The 18,936-nt window shown below is 35.8% G+C and carries 12 protein-coding genes, 2 tRNA genes and 1 pseudogene; 12 read left to right on the forward strand and 3 right to left on the reverse strand.

The features are described 5' to 3' along the window. Window positions 1-30: 30 nt before the first annotated feature. On the reverse strand, window positions 31-270 hold the full coding sequence (hfq, locus tag ACFIJ0_RS07645) for an RNA chaperone Hfq (RefSeq protein ID WP_375622626.1): 240 nt from the start codon (window positions 268-270) through the stop codon (window positions 31-33). A gap of 653 nt (window positions 271-923) precedes the next feature. On the opposite strand from hfq, the gene ACFIJ0_RS07650 reads away from it, so the two are divergent. From ACFIJ0_RS07650 to ACFIJ0_RS07685, 8 genes and pseudogenes are all read left to right on the forward strand, one after another. Further along, the gene (locus ACFIJ0_RS07650) at window positions 924-5,483 is read left to right on the forward strand and encodes a hypothetical protein (protein ID WP_375622628.1); all 4,560 of its coding nucleotides are present in this window, start codon (window positions 924-926) and stop codon (window positions 5,481-5,483) included. A 674-nt stretch (window positions 5,484-6,157) separates the two neighbouring features. Further along, the gene (locus ACFIJ0_RS07655) at window positions 6,158-8,476 is read left to right on the forward strand and encodes an NADP-dependent malic enzyme (protein WP_375622630.1); all 2,319 of its coding nucleotides are present in this window, start codon (window positions 6,158-6,160) and stop codon (window positions 8,474-8,476) included. A gap of 188 nt (window positions 8,477-8,664) precedes the next feature. Beyond that, window positions 8,665-8,949, forward strand: coding sequence for an acyl carrier protein (locus ACFIJ0_RS07660; RefSeq protein WP_375622632.1), 285 nt, complete (start codon window positions 8,665-8,667; stop codon window positions 8,947-8,949). A gap of 8 nt (window positions 8,950-8,957) precedes the next feature. After that, window positions 8,958-10,133: a beta-ketoacyl-ACP synthase gene (locus ACFIJ0_RS07665; RefSeq protein ID WP_375622634.1), complete on the forward strand. Its 1,176-nt coding sequence runs from the start codon at window positions 8,958-8,960 to the stop codon at window positions 10,131-10,133. A 15-nt stretch (window positions 10,134-10,148) separates the two neighbouring features. Beyond that, on the forward strand, window positions 10,149-11,423 hold the full coding sequence (locus tag ACFIJ0_RS07670) for a beta-ketoacyl-ACP synthase (protein ID WP_375644312.1): 1,275 nt from the start codon (window positions 10,149-10,151) through the stop codon (window positions 11,421-11,423). A 57-nt stretch (window positions 11,424-11,480) separates the two neighbouring features. Further along, window positions 11,481-12,509, forward strand: a complete 1,029-nt coding sequence (locus ACFIJ0_RS07675; RefSeq protein ID WP_375622638.1) for a zinc-binding dehydrogenase — start codon at window positions 11,481-11,483, stop codon at window positions 12,507-12,509. 3 nt (window positions 12,510-12,512) lie between these two features. Then, window positions 12,513-13,445 (forward strand): lipid A biosynthesis lauroyl acyltransferase, encoded by a 933-nt coding sequence (locus ACFIJ0_RS07680; RefSeq protein WP_375622640.1) that lies wholly within the window; start codon window positions 12,513-12,515, stop codon window positions 13,443-13,445. A gap of 118 nt (window positions 13,446-13,563) precedes the next feature. After that, a pseudogene (locus ACFIJ0_RS07685) lies at window positions 13,564-13,945 on the forward strand (MazG nucleotide pyrophosphohydrolase domain-containing protein); the annotation flags it as partial. 94 nt (window positions 13,946-14,039) lie between these two features. Here the strand turns inward: ACFIJ0_RS07685 and ACFIJ0_RS07690 are convergent. Then, a complete protein-coding gene (locus tag ACFIJ0_RS07690; RefSeq protein WP_375622642.1) occupies window positions 14,040-14,405 on the reverse strand; it encodes an iron-sulfur cluster assembly accessory protein in 366 nt (121 codons plus the stop codon). A gap of 598 nt (window positions 14,406-15,003) precedes the next feature. On the opposite strand from ACFIJ0_RS07690, the gene ACFIJ0_RS07695 reads away from it, so the two are divergent. Continuing rightward, window positions 15,004-15,080 (forward strand) — tRNA-Pro (locus ACFIJ0_RS07695). 259 nt (window positions 15,081-15,339) lie between these two features. Here ACFIJ0_RS07695 and ACFIJ0_RS07700 read toward each other — a convergent pair. Further along, complete coding sequence (locus ACFIJ0_RS07700) at window positions 15,340-15,807, reverse strand: Hsp20 family protein (RefSeq protein WP_375622644.1); 468 nt, start codon at window positions 15,805-15,807, stop codon at window positions 15,340-15,342. 259 nt (window positions 15,808-16,066) lie between these two features. Here ACFIJ0_RS07700 and ACFIJ0_RS07705 point away from each other — a divergent pair, with 259 nt between their 5' ends. The 3 genes from ACFIJ0_RS07705 to ACFIJ0_RS07715 all read left to right on the forward strand — a co-directional run bounded on the left by ACFIJ0_RS07705 (window position 16,067) and on the right by ACFIJ0_RS07715 (window position 18,388). Next, complete coding sequence (locus ACFIJ0_RS07705) at window positions 16,067-16,990, forward strand: serine aminopeptidase domain-containing protein (protein ID WP_375622646.1); 924 nt, start codon at window positions 16,067-16,069, stop codon at window positions 16,988-16,990. Between the two features lie 861 nt (window positions 16,991-17,851). Then, the gene (gene cpdR / locus ACFIJ0_RS07710) at window positions 17,852-18,214 is read left to right on the forward strand and encodes a cell cycle two-component system response regulator CpdR (RefSeq protein WP_375613077.1); all 363 of its coding nucleotides are present in this window, start codon (window positions 17,852-17,854) and stop codon (window positions 18,212-18,214) included. A gap of 99 nt (window positions 18,215-18,313) precedes the next feature. After that, window positions 18,314-18,388 (forward strand) — tRNA-Val (locus tag ACFIJ0_RS07715). Window positions 18,389-18,936: the final 548 nt, after the last annotated feature.

Here is an 18,936-nt window from a genome sequence, read left to right on the forward strand (position 1 = left end):
GGATAAGAGGTCTATCTTAAAATGATATGTTTACTCAGGACTTTCACCCTCAAACATCTGTACAGGCTGCCCAGGCATAATCGTAGAAATAGCATGCTTATAAACCAATTGCGCGTGTCCATCTCGGCGCAAAAGAACGCAAAAGTTATCAAATGAAGTTACAATACCCGTGAGTTTAACGCCATTGACAAGAAAAATTGTAAGGGAAATTTTTTGCTTACGCACCGTATTTAAAAACACATCTTGCAGGTGTTGTGATCGCTCTACCATTATTCTTACACCTTCATCTCAATTGCATAAAATATTCGTGCATGCATATCGACTGAAAAATATCCAATTGTCAACGTAGAAGCTTCAAAATTTAGCAACAAACAACTGAAATTAGAGAAAAAACGGCTCTTTAAGGCAAGAATCAAGCGCAATTTACGAAAAGCGATATTAAATTAAAAATTTTTCCACGTTTACTTTTTTATGAGCTTATAATTCACAGACATACTTTTATACATTCTAAGCTACTACAGACTATACGTGATGATGAATCTGCTTCGTTTAGAATCAATAAAAGTAAGCGGACAACAATATTTATTAACGATCATCGCTATTAAAGAGAGGCATTCGCACCTTACTGTATATATAACCGCTATTAAATTATCCTTATTTCAAAGACTACCAGCTTATAAAGTTTTTATAAACACAAGTTGTAAACAGTATTTTTGTTTTTGTTAGATTCAAATAATAAATTGTTTTTACTATATTTTATAACATTTTTAAACAGGGTATAAGAAACTGCGTTAACTTTATCTTGATAAGTTTTTAAAATTTTTCCCTAAGCATATTCCTTTCTAAATAATTAACAGCTAGTATGTAGAAGTTATGTGGAAAAGGACGTATCCCTTTTCCGTCTGTAAGAGTACGAGGCGAGTATGGCACGCAGAACCAAATTGCAAACATTTGAAGTTGAAGTTGAAGAAGCCCTCACAAAAGCTATGAACTTTGATTTCGATGACACAGGATTTGAAACGATATCATCCAATAATTCTGAAAATATTGTTAATGTCGATGATCTGATTCAAAAAATTGCAAAGGCAGAAGAAGAATTTTTTGCTGAAAACGGTACTTCAACTTTTGTTTCTAATATTCATGATGAAGCTGTTATTGATAAATCCGTTGTTGAACAGCTTTTTGCTCCAAAACCTTCACCTGATATTTCAGGTGGAACCGTTCATAATACATTGTTATCTACAAAACTTCTTCCTGCAAATGATGATATAACAACCCCTGTAAATTTTGAACTATTAAAGCAGCGTTCTTCCTCTCGAGTCTACTGGTATACAACAGCGCTTAGTGCTTTATGGGCAACGGGAGGGGCTTTTATTGCGCATAAGCTCGCACCTACCGGACTCAGCTCCTTATCCAATATCAGCACTTTTGTTACATCCCCAACAGGACTCGCTGTAGCAGCAGGAACAGCAATTCCTATCCTTATATCTTGGGGCGTTGCTCAATTAACGAAACGTTCAAACGACTTGCATAATATTGCTCTTCTTATGACAAATGCTGCACAACGCCTTAGTGAGCCACAACATTTATCTGAAAAACAAGCTATTGCTATAGGGCAAACCATTCGTGAAGAAGTAGCGGCAATGAACGAAGGTATTGAACGTACCCTCGGACGTGCTGTCGAACTTGAAGCAATCATACAAGGTGAAGTTCACAACCTAGAACAAGCCTATGCTGAAAATGAATTACGCATTCACACATTAATCAAAGAATTGAGTAATGAACGCATAGCCATTTTGAATCACGCAGATCGCGTACAATCAACAATTAAAGGAACCCAAGAACAACTGAGTGATGAATTTGGTTTGGTTACCTCTAAAATTGTAACCAATGTTGAAAAGCTTGCACAAACCCTTTCTCAAACTTTACAAAAACAAGGTGAAGACCTTGTTGAAAAACTTTCCTATGCCGGTGATGGCGTAACAAATCAGCTTGTTGAAAAATTTAATGAAACAACAACACAAATTCAGCAAAAAAACACAGAATTTTTTCATGAGTTAGGAAAAAACTTCGATGGTTTTGCAAAACGATTTGATCATAATGAAAAACAAATAGAAAAAACCTTTAATGAAACAGCTGAAAAAGCGGAAGTACATGTTGCTAAAATTGCAACACATATACAAGCAGTAACAGACCAAACTTTGCACGCTGTCGATGAAAAGTTTAAAGCTTTGGATAAAGCTCTTATTGATCGTAATAATCAATCTCTACAGAATTTTGATGAGAAAATCTTAAAGCTCGACGACCAAGCACATAAACTCTCTTCTAAATTTGATAACGTAACCTCGCAAGCAATTGGAGCCTTTGAACAACGTTTAGCAACTGTTGATCTTTCTCTTAAAGAACATAGTGACTCCATCATTGATTCCTTTATAGAACGCAGTCAGGCTTTAGAGGATAATGCTGAAAAACTTGGTAACTTCTTGGAATCTCATGTCTTGAAAATAAATGAAAACCTCCAAGAAAAAACAGCAGACATTACCCATGCATTTACAAATGGACGTGAAGCTATTCTTTCTGCAATTGATAAAAGTAAAGAAAGTCTGAAAGAAGAAATTCAATATGTCGACAATGCCATTGTTAATATCATACAAGAACGTTCACAAGATTTTAAAGTACAACTTTCTGATCAACGAGCTCTTATGGCAGATATGCTCGATAACGAGAAGAATAAAATTGCGGATACATTAAAAAATCAAATTGATGTCTTGTTCCAAAATACTTCTCACATTGAAAAAGTTTTGGCTAACAATGTTCAAGTCGTTGATAAACAAGCTGAGAATCATATTACAAACATCATTCAATGCACTGAAAAACTACAAAATGTCATTGTACAAAGCTGCAATACAACCCAAGATGCTTTAGAAGCACAAGCGAGAAATATTGATATCCGTGCCGATGCTCTGCGTGACTCTTTAGCGATTAATAGTTTTTCTCTCAATGAAGTTCTTGCCGATCAAGCACGCACACTTGAGCAACGGATGGAAACAATCCATAACCTCATTGCAAAAAGTGATATACGTGTCGATGTTGCATTGAAACAACAAATAGATTTAGTTGAGAGTGCAATTGTCGCCAATAATAAGAACATTACTGAAACGGTTCAAGATCATATCAAAAACCTTGAAAGCCATGCCGAAATTTTAAAGAATACTCTCTCTCAATCGAGTGGTGTTTTCTTTGAAACCCTTGAAACGCGTATGGAATCATTCGATACAGATCTAGAAGATCGTGCACACAAAATTTTTGAACGGACAACAGCGCTAGAGGAAACATTATCTGAAAAATTTAGCCAAATCTGTGAAGCCATTGATATGCAAACATCTGTTATTGAGAAACGTTCTGACACGTTAAAAACGTCTCTCATGATTAATAATGAGCAAAGTCAGATAATTCAACAAGCGCTGGAAAGCAGTGTTGACAATATGCGTGTAACCTTAGAAGACTCTGTTAATACAGTTACAGATAACCTGCATAATAAGATTATAAAAGCTTCTGATATTCTTTCTTCTACGAGTGAACAAATTCTTTCATCTGTTACAAATGTCACTGCACAAGCAGAAAATATTCTCTCAGAATCAGGCAATCGTATTGTATCAAATGTCAAAAAAACTGTTTATGATACCAGTGAAAAAGTTCTGTCCGTTCTGTCTGAACAAACAGCGCATACTGTCGAAGCTTTCGCAACAGCCAGTCATAATGCACAAGCATTATTGAATGAAACTATTCACACATCAACAACAGCAATAGAGCAAGTTCTTAATGAACGCTGTAATGTTCTTCATCACTCTATGCAAAATTTAAAAAATAATTTAGGATATCAGCTCTCTGATGTAACGAGCCGTCTGGAAGATGCAGAAAATCAAACAGCAACACAAATTTCAAAACATGTTGGAAAAATAACAGAGCTGACAAATCACTTAAATCAAGCAGCGCAAAATACGACAGAATCAATAGATTCTTTAACACAGCATATCGGTAAACAACTCTCTCTCTCCACACAAGAAGCTGAACAAAGAATTTATGCACATAATGAATTTTTAGTGAATAGCTTAACCAAAGCTAACTCTGAAACACTTCAAACAATAACGGTTATGAAGGAAGACCTTGTTAATAATGTCTCATCCATCTTAACACAGTTGAATCAATCAATTTACAATTTTCATGAAAATAGTAATGTTTTATTATCGGCTGTTCAAAATATTGATGGTCAGTTTAATGAGAGTACGAATAATTTTTTCCGCAACACGGACCAAGTAGTAGAGCATTTGTCAGCCTCAAATCAAGCGCTCAATAATAATGTTGAAATTCTGCAAGGACTTTCAAAGAGTACCTTTGAACAAATTAATCATATAACGAGCAGTTTTGGTGAACATGCAAAAACACTTTCCCAAACTATTCATGTTCTTGAACAGTCTGAAAATTCACTTAGTGCAACACTTGAAGAAAAACATAATACGCTTTCTGTATTAAGCGATGCTCTTGTCTCAAAGTCTCATGAAATTAATCAAATGATTGGGCATTATGAAAAAATCTTCAACTTAGCACTTGAACGCTCTGATAAGAATGCGCGTAACTCCACAAATTCATTCCAGCAATCACTTAATAGGCTTGTTAGTGAAGCATCGACGCGTTTTTCAGAAGCAGCGGAAAACATACGTCGCTCCGCTGATGAAGTTCGTTTAGAGCTTTCAAAGATTAATAATGATATAAATGAAAATGTTAAGAAACTTCCAGAAAAGACAAAAGAAACAACACAAACAATTCGCACAGCTTTGAATGAACAGATTACAGCGTTACAAGATCTAGTCAGTGTTATACAAAATGAGCAAAAGGGAGCAAAAGAACAGCTGATATCGGCATTTCCTACATCATCAATGTTTAATCAAAGAGGTGACAATTCCACTGAGTCCGTTAAAAAGATCGTACCACCTAAGCCTATTTTGCAACAAGATCAAAGCAAAAAAAGACCAAATAAATGGGTATCTAATCTCTTAGAAAGAGCTTCACGTGAAGAAACATTTTATGATGCTCCCCCTAGTGATGATGTTTTAATATCAGTGCAAACAAAACCATCTCCTGCAGACAGCTCTCTTAACTCATTAGCTTCTGGTATAGTGCAAGCTATTAATCACAATGCCATTGTTGAGCTATGGGATCATTATCAACGTGGACAGAAAAACATCGTAACAGAACGCCTTTATACCTTAAATGGGAAAAAAATATTTGAAATGATTAAGAGAAAATATATAAGCGATTTTGAGTTTAAACGTTCAGTGAATCAATATGTTACAGATTTCGAAAAGCTCTTACGTGATATATCGCGCAATTCTGGTTCTTCCAACTCAGTTCGCAAATATCTGATATCAGATACCGGAAAAGTTTATACTATGCTTGCTCATGCAAGCAGTCGAATCCAATAAAAAAATAAGAAAAGTGGAAAAAATATCTTTTTCCACTTTTTCTCTCACCAGTTGTTTTAATGGCTCATCATAGAGTACTTTTCTTTCAACTATAGCTTTATACTTCAAAGGCTGGGATAATTGGCATGCGGTTTTCTTTGATATCCTAAGCAATAACCTAAAGAAGCGTAATGACTTATCAAACAACATATCATTCTAAGAATGATAAACAACACAACTTCCAGTCTCCTTTAAAATAGCTGAATAAACAATTTATAAATTACAAATTGTTATTTAAAATTTCTTCTACCTCCGTATAAAACTTTAAATAAAATATATACTTTATAAAAAACGGATGAAATTAATCGAAAACGCTCTTCTGTTCTTTCCTTGTTTTGTAAACATTGTAAAAATAGTGGCTTGATAATGTAATCGTTAGAAAATATTTTATTTTTTTGTAAACTGATCAATTTTTACGAGTTTTATTAAGGAGAGAAAAACAAATGTGCTGCTATCAATGAAATTATTCATGCATACAAACAAAAAAGAATCATCAAACTGGTTTTACGATCCAGAAGAATTTGCTCATACTCATGCATTTTGATATTCAGAGAAATGAGGATCTATTAGTGGACAAAACCTTATCGTAGATGAAACATCTCATATACACATAAGCTAACTTGGATATCATAAAAATGTCTAGAGAACGAAATAGTGATTTCAGTTCACCAAAAGCTGAACTTGACAGTGCCGCACTTTTTTATCACCAACACCCAAAACCTGGAAAATTGGAAATACAAGCAACAAAACCTCTTGATAATCAACGTGATTTAGCTCTTGCTTATTCTCCAGGCGTTGCAGCACCATGTCTTGCGATTCATGAAGATCCCAATCTTGCTGCTCAATATACCTCCCGTGCTAACTTAGTCGCTGTTATATCCAATGGAACTGCTGTTCTTGGTTTAGGAAACATTGGTCCACTCGCTTCAAAGCCAGTTATGGAAGGCAAAGCCGTTTTATTCAAAAAATTTGCGAATATTGATGTTTTTGATATTGAAATTGATGCATCCGATATAGAACAAATGGTACAAACAATATCGACCTTAGAACCTACATTTGGTGGTATTAATCTTGAAGACATTAAGGCCCCTGAATGTTTTGACATCGAAGAAAAACTTCGTGCTAAAATGAATATTCCAGTTTTTCATGATGACCAACATGGAACTGCCATTATTGTTTCTGCGGCTGTATTAAATGCCTTAAATCTTTCAGGAAAAAAAATTGAAAATGCAAAAATAGTTACCTCAGGTGCAGGTGCTGCTGCCTTAGCTTGTCTTAATCTTTTAGTTCGTCTTGGAGCGAAAGTTGAAAATATTTGGCTTAGTGACTTAGAGGGGGTTGTTTATGAAGGTCGCAAGACCCTTATGGATCGTTGGAAAATCAATTACGCACAAAAAACGGACGCACGAACTTTATCTGATATTATTGATGATGCGGATATTTTTCTAGGTCTATCGGCAGGTGGTGTTTTAAAGCCTGAATATCTTAAAAGAATGGCTCAAAATCCACTCATTTTAGCGCTGGCTAATCCAGTACCAGAAATTATGCCTGAAGAAGCACGCTCTATACGACCAGATGCAATGATCTGCACAGGACGCTCTGATTATCCTAATCAAGTTAATAATGTCCTTTGTTTTCCCTATATCTTCCGTGGTGCATTAGATGTAGGTGCTAGCGCAATTAATGAAGAAATGAAAATGGCCGCTGTTCATGCGATTGCTGCCCTTGCACGTGAAGAAACTTCAGATGTTGCAGCACGTGCATACTCAAAAGAACCACCCAATTTTGGACCAGACTATCTGATCCCCTCTCCTTTTGATCCGCGTTTAATACTGCGTATTGCTCCCGCTGTTGCTAAAGCAGCAATGGCAACTGGTGTCGCCATTCGTCCCATTAAAGATATGGAAGCCTACTATGATATCCTCAATCGATTTGTCTTTCTTTCTGGTTTAACAATGAAACCTGTTTTTGCTGCAGCAAAAACAGCAAAACGTAAACGTGTCATCTACGCCAATGGTGAAGATGAACGCGTCCTTCGTGCAGCACAAGTTGTCATTGAAGAACAAACAGCAACGCCCATCCTTATCGGCCGTCCACATGTCGTAGAAGCAAGATTAAAACGCTTTGGTTTAAGAATTCGTCCTGGCATAGATTTTGAATTAACAAACCCTGAAGATGATCCACGTTTTCGTGATTATGTTAATTTATTTTTTCATTATACAGGAAGGCGTGGTGTTACGCCTGAAATGGCAAAAACAGTCGTGAGAACCTCAACAACGGCTATTGCTGCCCTTGCCGTCATGCGTGAAGAAGCAGATGCAATGATTTGCGGCTTAGAAGGACGTTTTGAACGTCAACTTGAATTGATTGAACAAATTATCGGTCTTGATCCTAATGTTCACCGTTTTTCTGCTATGAGTTTGCTTATCTCTCAACAACGTACTCTTTTCCTCACAGATACTTACGTCAATGAAAATCCTTCTGCAGAAGAAATCGCTGAAATGACTGTATTGGCAGCTCAAGAAGTTGAAGCATTTGGAATAACACCAAAAGCAGCTTTATTATCACACTCAAACTTTGGTTCTAAAAACACAGAAAGTGCACGTAAAATGCGACGTGCAACAGAAATTCTTGCCAAATTACACCCTAATTTAGAAGCGGATGGTGAAATGCATGGTGATGCTGCTCTTTCCAAAGTTTTTCGTGATCGTGTTTTTCCTGATTCTCGTCTTAAAAGTGAAGCTAATTTGCTTGTCTTTCCAACACTTGATTCAGCCAATATCACACTCAACACTGTTAAAAGCCTCACAAATGCACTCCATGTGGGTCCTATTTTAATCGGGGCAGCACGTCCCGCCCATATCTTAACACCTTCAGTAACTTCACGGGGAGTTGTTAATATAACAGCCCTTGCTGTCCTTGCGGCCAATAGAAAAAATATACTCGTAAAATAAATGCGCAATAAAATTTCGAAGTTTTTTAAATATTAAGATATAGTATTTCATGTACTGTAAACCTCTTTTCTCTATAGGAAAGACAGCTATATTCTGGATTAAGCCTTTTTTTTTAAGAAAAAAAAGGCTAGAAGAATGATATTAAATGTATTTTGAATTTACTAACTCTATAATAAGGAACCCGTACATTGCCTTCCACATTTGATAAAGTTGCTGATATCATTGCAGAAATCAGTGAAATTGATCGCAATACAATTACACCTGAAAGTCATACAATTGACGATCTAGGAATCGACAGTCTTGATTTTCTTGATATTGTTTTCGCTATTGATAAAGCTTTCGGAATAAAAGTCCCTCTAGAACAATGGACACAAGAAGTCAACGAAGGTGCCGTTGCAACAGAAGAATACTTTGTGCTTAAAAACCTTTGTGCAAAAATTGATGATCTCGTTGCCTTAAAACAGGCAGATTAATTTTCATCATGCATAATCAATCTGTATTCATCACTGGTATAGGACTCATAAGCTCTCTGGGGGAAGGAACTGATCAGCATTGGAATCTCTTAAATGATCCAATCCATACACCAAACCTAGATTGTACAACTTTTTCACCCTACACGGTTCATAAATTGCCTGAAATTGATTGGAGTTTACAAATTCCTAAAAAAAGTGATCAACGGCAAATGGGAACATGGCAGCGTCTTGGTACCTATGCAGCTGGTCTTGCTCTTGATGATGCCGGCATGAAAAATAATGAACAATTCACTTCAACAATGGATATGATCGTAGCAGCAAGTGGAGGAGAGCGTGATATTACTGTTGATACACAGATTCTTTCTAAAGCGCGCACAGTTGCCGATCATGCCTCTATGTTAAATGTTGCTCTTTCAACCGAACTTCGTCCAACATTATTTTTGGCACAACTTTCAAACCTTTTGGCAGGAAACATTTCAATTGTTCATAAAGTCACTGGATCATCTCGTACATTTATGGGAGAAGAAGGCAGTGGGCTTTCTGCACTTCAAATTGCTGTAGCTCGTATTAAATCAGGTCAAAGTACCCATGCTCTTGTAGGAAGTTCCTATAATGCACAAAGTTATGATATGTTATTGGCGCATGAGCTTGGTGGTCTTTTAACCCATAGTGGATGGAGCCCAGTGTGGGATCGTGAAATCCACCCTGGCGGCGGTATCATAGCCGGTTCTGGTGGTATCTTCCTAGTTCTTGAAAGTGAAGAACATGCAAAAAAACGCAACGCCCGTGTTTATGCTGAAATTAGCCAAATTATTACAGACCAAACAGATAGAACCAAAATTCCACTTAGAGAGTCAATCGCAATAATGTTAAAAACTGCAGGCGCTAAATCTACCTTAGCCATTTCAGCAGCCTCAGGAGCTCACGAAGCAACAAAAGCAGAACAAAATGCTCTTGATAATGCTGATCTATCTTACCGTGGCATTACAACATTATTTGGGTATATGCGGGAAGCACAATTTCCTCTAGCTCTAGCTCTTGCAGCACTTTCAATTGAAAAAAAACACAGTTTTCCAGCATTAAGTTCTCATGAAAAACCTTTTGCTAAAGAAGTACGTGAAATATTTGTTACAACTATTGGTATAAAAAGAGCTGAAGGTGTCGTACGTCTTACAGCTGTTTGAAGGGGAATTTCTATAATGAAATATCATGATCATTTTGGGCGTCCACTTGTAGCAATAACTGGGGCAGGTATTGTCACATCACTGGGACAAGGGAAACATGAAAATTGGCAAAAATTAACAAGCGGTGTAAGCGGTATCCACAAAATAACGCGTTTTCCCGTTGAGGGATTAAATACATATATTGCTGGAACAATTGATTTTCTAAAAGAAAGTACACTTGGTGCTTCAGCTCTCTCTGAGAAGCTTGCACATCTTTCTGCTGAAGAAGCTTTGGAACAAGCTGCTGTTGATAAAAAAAAATTTAATGGACCACTCTTTCTAGCTGCTCCTCCTGTTGAACTTGAATGGACCGCACGTTTTAGTCTTGATCAAGAGGAAGAATTCAATAATGAACCTTCTTATGCACATCTTCTTAAAGTCTGTAAGGATAAACTCCATGAAACGCTTTTTGAAGCCACACAATTTGGTGCAATTGCAGAAAAACTTCAAAAAACATTTGGCACAAAAGGACTTCCTGTTACACTTTCCACTGCTTGTGCATCTGGTGCAACAGCAATTCAATTAGGAGTTGAGTCTATTAGACGGGGAGAGACAAATCGAGCTCTCATAATTGCGACAGATGGATCAGTTTCAGCAGAATCTCTCATCCGTTTTTCGTTACTATCTGCTCTTTCAACCCAAAATGATCCTGCTGAAAAAGCAGCAAAACCCTTTAGCCGTGATCGGGATGGATTTGTTATGGCAGAAGGCTCAGGTGCTTTTGTTCTTGAATCTCTTCAAAGCGCATTAAACCGTAATGCTACAGTTTTAGGAATTTTAGCTGGCTGTGGAGAAACAGCCGATGATTTTCACCGTACACGTTCAAAACCCGATGCATCACCAGCAATTGAATCCGTTCGCAAAGCTTTAGACGATGCACAAATAACCATCAATGAAATTGATTATATTAATGCACATGGAACTTCAACACCTGAAAATGAGAAAATGGAATATCTTGCATTATCAACAGTATTCGGTGATCTTTTAGAGCATATTCCAGTCTCTTCTAATAAATCAATGATTGGGCATACATTAACTGCTGCTGGTGCAATAGAAGCGGTTTTTTCGCTTTTAACCATTCAATCGGGGATACTTCCACCTACAATAAATTATGATAATCCTGACCCTGCTATCCCTTTAGATGTTGTTCCTCATCATAGCCGTAAAGCCTGTGTCAATGCGGTTTTATCCAACTCATTTGGATTTGGTGGTCAAAATATGAGTCTTGTCATCACTGCATATAAAGGATAATCCTTTAATAATAAAATTTTATAAAGCTAACCTAATAACATATTTAAGGGGATGGTAATGCGTGCACTGCAACTCTTCGATGATCGTCGGCTTGAAATCACCAATATTTCCCCGCCATCTTCACCTAGTCTAGGTGAAGTAACTGTGCGAATAAAAGCCGTTGCTCTTAATCATATTGATGTATGGGGATGGCGTGGCATGGCTTTTGCGAAAAGAAAAATGCCACTCATCATTGGTGCAGAAGCCTCTGGTGAGGTTATACAAATAGGAGATGGCGTTGAACATCTCCAACTTGGACAAATTGTCTCAATTTATGGTGCACAAACCTGCGGAGTATGCCAAGCTTGTCATGAAGGACGGGATAATCTTTGCAGTCATGTAAAGGGAGTCTATGGTTTTCACCTTGATGGATTTGCGTGTGAGCTTGTCAATTTGCCAGCACGTTTATTAGTTCCATCACCTCCCCAATGTGATGAATTGCAGGCAGCAGTTGCTCCAATTACTTTTGGTACCGTAGAACATATGCTTTTCGATAACGCAAAATTACAAGCAGGAGAAACAATCCTGATACAGGCTGGTGGTTCAGGTATTGGCTCTGCAGCCATTCAACTTGCAAAACACATGGGCTGTACAGTTATCACAACTGTAGGTTCAGATGAAAAAATTGCAAAAGCACACTCTCTTGGAGCAGATCATGTGATTAATTATCGTAAAGATCGTTTTGAAGGTGTGGTGCGTAAATTAACCCAAAAAAAAGGTGTTGACGTTGTTTTTGAGCATGTTGGTGTAAATACATGGAACGGTTCTCTGTTATGTATGAAAAAAGGAGCACGCTTAGTGACTTGCGGTTCAACCTCTGGTGTTTCAGCACCAATAAATCTCATGCAATTATTCCAACAACAACTTAAGATATTCGGTTCATTTGGCTGCCGTATGGAAAATATGAAAAATGCCATGCAAAAAATGGCACAAAAAAACGTACACCCTGTTATTGATACAATTGTTGGGCTTGATGAAATTGATACAGCTTTAAAACGAATGGAAAGCCGTGATATTTTTGGTAAAATTATCCTTACAATCGATTAAATCATGATAAAGCTTTCTCTTAAAAATCTCATATATCTTATTAAAATTATAGCTAAAAAAATATCCTATTTGTTATGGGCTTATCTGCTCTTTGGTTCTTTATTTATTCTAAAATGCTTTCCTGCCAAAATGGGAATCTCTTTTTTTTCTTGGTTGGCAAAAAAAATTGGTCCTCTTTTACATCGTCATCAAATCACACTTGCAAATCTTAGGAGTGCATATCCAGAAAAAACAGAGCAAGAACTCCATGCGATTGCAATAGAAATGTGGGAAAATATAGGACGTTTCTTAGCCGAATATATTTTTCTTGATAAAATTTTTGATTTTGATCCTCATGCGGACGAGCCAGGTTTCATTGAGGTTCAAGGCGTTGAAATATTTGAGCGATTAAAAAATGAAAAAAAACCACATATTTTTTTCACTGCGCATACTGGTAATTTTGAACTTCTGCCTATTTGTGCACAAAGTTTTGATCTTAATGTTACAGTATTATTTAGACCTCCCAATAATCCCTATGTTGCCAAACGAGTCCTTAAAGCACGGCAAACTTCTATGGGACATCTTGTTCCCTCCAAGGCCGGTGCAGCATGGGCATTAGCAGCCAAATTAGAAGAAGGTGAAAATGTTGGTATGCTCGTTGATCAAAAATTTCGCCGCGGTATCATGGGAACATTTTTTAACAGACCTCTTAAAACAAATCCCTTAATTATAAAACTTGCTCGACAATATGACTGTGATATTTATCCAGCACGTTGTATTCGTTTGCCTAATGGACGTCATCGTTTAGAGTTATATGAACATGTAGAACTTCCACGTGATGAAAAAAATGATATCGATATAGCTGCTTCTACGCAAAAATTAAATGATATTGTTGAATCTTGGGTCCGTGAATATCCTGGACAATGGATGTGGTTACATAGACGTTGGGACATCTAACATAAGGCTCTATTGCTTACAAAGGAAGTACAAATGTTAGCTTCCAAAGATATAAAAAATCTCACAGCAATTATAACTGCATTACGAAATTCTGATAGTGGTTGTATCTAGCATAAAAAACAACAATTCCTCCACAAGCATACTCGCAAAAGTAAAACAAATCCAGCCAGCAAACCAAGAGGCACTTTCTGTACAAGAATCAGCAGCTAAAATAGGTTTTGATTGGCAAAAAAGTGATAAAGTTTTTGAAAAAATAGAAGAAGGACTCGAAGAGCTCAAAGAAGCCATCAAAAATAAAAAAAATTAAAGATCGAAGAAGAGTTTGGAGATCTCTACTTTATTCTCCTTAATCTCGCACGCCATTTAGCGATTGATTCACAAAAAGCATTAAAAAAACGAATATAAAATTTCGAAATCGTTTCGCCTATATTGAAGAAAAGCTATCCACTCAATCTAAAAAACTCACTGACGCATCCTTGAATGAAATGGAAGCACTTTGACAGCACGCTAAAAATGAACGATAAAAAATTTTAGATTTCTTCTACCTCAAAGAACAAGCTCCCCTAAAATTACTAAATTATAATTTAGCTCAGCTCAATTTGTTTTATATTGATCCTGCGTAGCAGGACGAAGTTCCACCGATTCGCCACACCCACATGCTGAAACTTGATTAGGATTTTTAAAGACAAAACCAGCACGAAGCGTTGTCACTTCATAATCCATCTGCGTCCCTAATAAAAATAATACCGCATCATGTGCTACAAAAACACGGGCACCATTCACTTCAACAACATCCGCATCTATCCCCTCTTCTTTGACAAGAGTAATTGTATATTCCATCCCTGCACAACCACCTTTTTTGATACCAACAAGAATACCCTGTGCATCTTTTGCATCCATAATCGCTTTAACACGATTTACTGCTGCTTCCGTCAAATTTATTACCGAAAAACGGCTCATCGTTTACTCTTTTCTTAGTTCAATAGACACTTTGAAAGTTTTTCCTCTATAATATTCTATCTGGTATTTTAGAAAAAATACAACAAAACATAAATTAAAGCATTCTGTCCTTGTTTATCTGGATAAAAACGCATACCCATAAAATGAGATTTGTGATTATATAATCCAGAACTTACAATTTTTTGTCCACATAAGTGCAAAATACCTCGTCTATAAAAACTCTAGACAAAGGAAAACGTTTCAATACCATACATTCACTCCTCTCCTTTTGAAAATCTTTATCTTTTTAGAAAAGTAACGATTAGATAAGGAAAAAATATACCTCCCGCACTCATTTGCTCCCCTCCTTCTCCAATTCATACCCCTTCACAATCTACGAAAGTAATTAAATGCATACATCTATTAACTATAGAGCTAAAAATTTAATGATCACAAAGAATTTTACAGATTCGTTACGTATCTTGAATTAACAACAAAATATTGATGTCCAAAATTTTTACTTTTAAAAGCTCTCAGTGCAAGAGCATTTTAGATTTTATTCTGTTTATTTTTTCTCTTGCCTTTAAAGAAACAGTCATTTAATCATTCTACACGAACTCGGAGCGTAGCGCAGCTTGGTAGCGCACTTGACTGGGGGTCAAGGGGTCGTGGGTTCAAATCCCGCCGCTCCGACCATTTTTTAAACACTATAAAATAAAAAATAAGCTTACTTAAAAAGTGAATTATTATGCATTTCAATTGCACATACATAAATTTTTTCTTCAACGTAAAATAATGTGCAATAATATTTTATCATAAATTCGAGATAAGCTGTTTTATTAAAATAAGCTTCGTTCTTAAGAGAACACACACGAAACGCGAGACCTTTTGCCTCGCGTTTTTTATTCTTCAGAAAAATTTATAATTATTCGGTCTCATATTTTCTAAATTTTCTTTACACGATAATGTCGCTGTTATCATTTTTTGTAATGGATGGTGATATCTGTACGGTTATCTTTTTGGGTTTTAATTCAGCTGGCATTTCCCTTTTAAGCTGAATATGAAGAAGCCCATCTCCAAGTTCTGCTCCAATAACCTTAACATGATCAGCCAAATGAAAACGCCGTTCAAAAGCACGCGAAGCAATACCTCGATAAAGGAATTCTCGCTCTTCATCATCATTTTCAGACTTTCTATCTCCCTTAACGATCAGCTGGTTACAATGCGTTTCAATATCAATTTCATCTTGAGAAAAACCAGCAACAGCCATAGAAATTCTATAAGAATCTTCAGATAAACGCTCGATATTATAAGGGGGATAAGAAGAAACTTCATCTGGTTGTGTTCTAGAATCAAACCAGTTAAAAAGATGATCAAAACCTACTGTGGAACGATAAAATGGTGAAAAATCTACTTGACGCATAATATTGCCCTCCTCTAGAGCGACTATAATTTATAATTAATTCACAAAGTTCCCAAATGGCAAACTTACTTGTGAATCTGCGGTCCCATCATGGCAACCGGTACTATATTATCTGGTAATCGTTTTTCTTTATTTCAACTCTTTGGGACCTAAATTGATAAAAACTATCTAAAAAATAATATACCCCTTTTTAAATCATTTTTCTTCATTACATAAATGTTAAAGCACTAAGCAGCAAATACACTGTAAAGGATTTCAATTGGAAACACCTCTTTATCCCATAGACTGGGGTTCCACTCTTCCTAATATCCATCATGGTACTCTTAAAATAGCAATAGATCACGAAATTCGTTTTGCGATAACATATCCTGAGGTGGAAAAATCTAAGGGAACAATTGTTATTCTCAAAAGCTACGCAAATGCTTTAGAAAAATATTTTTTATTAATAAATGAAATTTCTAAACGCGGTTTTCATACCGCAATATTTGACTGGTTTGATCAAGAAAAAACATCCTTCAAGATAAGAAAAAAAAGCCGACATAATTATTTTGATATAAATAATGATATTAATGACTTATATAAATTTCTTAAAAATATTGTTTATCCTAATTGTCCGCCTCCTTACTCTATGCTCGCCTATGGCATAGGTGGATTGATAGCACTTAGCGGATTAGATCTCATTCATCATCAGTTTAATAGATTGCTTTGTGTTTCTCCCCTTTTTGCGCCATTAGGCAATAAAACGAATGGTTTTCAACATAAACTAACACAATTTCTTTCTGATATAGGTCTTGGCTTTATACCAGCGAAAGATGGGAAAAAATTAAACAAAACAAAACAAAACAATATACAATTGGGACACATGCATAAAGTGCCGTTCCCTTCAATTAAGCCCCCAACATCCCAATGGATGGCATCGGTATTTAATGCGATTGATTCTGTGAAGAAAAATGTACTTCACGGAGATTTACGAATCCCAACACTCTTTATTCTTGCCAATCAAAACAATATTGCAAACAACATTGAAGTGCGGCAATTATGCCAACACACACGTCTGACAGAAAGTATTACTATTACAGGCGCTGAACTGGATACAATTATGGTTAACGAAGATTATAAAAAGCAATTTTTGGCAGCATTTGATGCATTTATTCCTGATAATGTATCTGTAAAATCACACTAAACCTTAATTTCCGCTCCGCCCCATCAAAAAAGATTTTTTCTACACGCGTTGGATCTACAAACACTTTTTAATATAATAGATTTTACTTTCCAACCGTTCATATGATTCGTTTTCTAGACTCTACAGACAAGCCATGACCTAAATATTCACCACGCATTCTAATAAAAAACGAATATACAAAGTATATTATTACATTAAACAAAATTTATTTTTTATCATAAAAAATAACTTAATAAAAAACTATTTATATAAATAAAGATATTTTTATAATTAATAAAAATAAAGATAATATATCTATCTTAATATTGCATGATACATATTTATAAATAAAACATCAAAATGCTATTTTTGATCTATTATTAAGTGCTAATTTAATATTATATTTAGAAATAATAATAGTTTTCATCCAGTTAAGGAAAAAACTGAAAATAAAGCGCATTTATAATATTTATTACAAATCTCTATAAAACAATAACTATAAAATTTCTATTTCTTAGAAGGACTTTTTTAAAACAATAAATTAACATAATATTCTTCTAATTTCTTGATATAGGTAGTCCCTACAATAACCGTTTTTATAAGTTTTTTAATGGAATTCTGATAATAATCAGCAAATTTAAAAAAAAGATAGCAATGAATCATCTTAAAAATTTTAGAGCTCCCCTTCTTTTTGCAAAATCACATAGATTTCGAATTTAACCAACTCACAACGAATATGCTGTATTCTGAATAAGAATGTAGAAATTAACCATTTTGCCATTCATTTCAATTATGAGCATTTTACCATCTTTTTTATAAATACTCTATATTGTATAATTGATGCGGCAAAACTCTGACAAATGGAGCCATTGGAACATAATCATGAAACGAATCCTGCTCGCAGAAGATGATAACGATATGCGTCGCTTTCTCGTAAAAGCCTTAGAACGTGCAGGCTACGAAGTCGCCGATTTCGATAATGGTATTAGCGCGTATGAACGTTTACAAGAAGAGCCATTTTCCCTTCTCCTAACTGATATTGTGATGCCAGAGATGGACGGAATCGAACTCGCGCGACGTGCTACTGAGATTGACCCTGATTTACGAGTAATGTTCATTACAGGTTTTGCAGCGGTAGCACTCAATTCAAATAGTGATACCCCTCCCGATGCAAAGGTTCTCTCTAAGCCATTTCACTTACGTGAACTCGTCAATGAGGTTGAAAAGATCCTTATCGCTGCTTAAAAAAATATTTTTTTAAGTTATTTGCATCTGTTGTAAAGAAAAAACAAAATTAGGCATTGACGTTTGTCATTCTGTATGGTGTATGCAAAATCAATGAATGGGCGTGTAGCTCAGCGGGAGAGCACTACGTTGACATCGTAGGGGTCACAGGTTCAATCCCTGTCACGCCCACCATTCAACTTTATAGTATAAATAAATTATTGAGTTATCCTATTCTTCCAAGGTACGAGATGCGTAAATAAAGGTTCGGGAATAAGATTTTCCCACATGCCTCTACAAAGGGCATACTTTACGGACTGTTTCTAATATTTTTTTTGCGTTCTGATGACGCCTCTTGGGAGAGTCCATCTAAAAGTATCAGAAACGTGACACCAGTCTCATTTTGCCACAGATTAGAAGTTTGATTTTAAAATTCTTTCAACAAACATAGGGCTTCTGTTCTGAAAAATAGTGTTTATTTCCTGATCTATCCCCTGTTTTTCTTAATTCTTTCATGTCTGTTGGTACATACTTGTTATCCAAACAGTTAGATATAACAAAAGTCACTTCGATAAATATAAAACACTTAGTCTTAGAGCTGTATTTTAATTTTACCAATCACATATTATAATAAAGTATTTAAAAGAGTAAAAAAGCACGATGCCCGTTGATGGTAAACTTGTGCTCGCCAAACGGGGTGAAGGCAAAGCCATTACTGGTGAAACACTCCCTATTGTTGTCAT

The sequence above is a fragment of the Bartonella sp. OC68QHHN genome (assembly GCF_042193875.1).
In the GTDB taxonomy this organism is placed as follows: domain Bacteria; phylum Pseudomonadota; class Alphaproteobacteria; order Rhizobiales; family Rhizobiaceae; genus Bartonella; species Bartonella grahamii_A.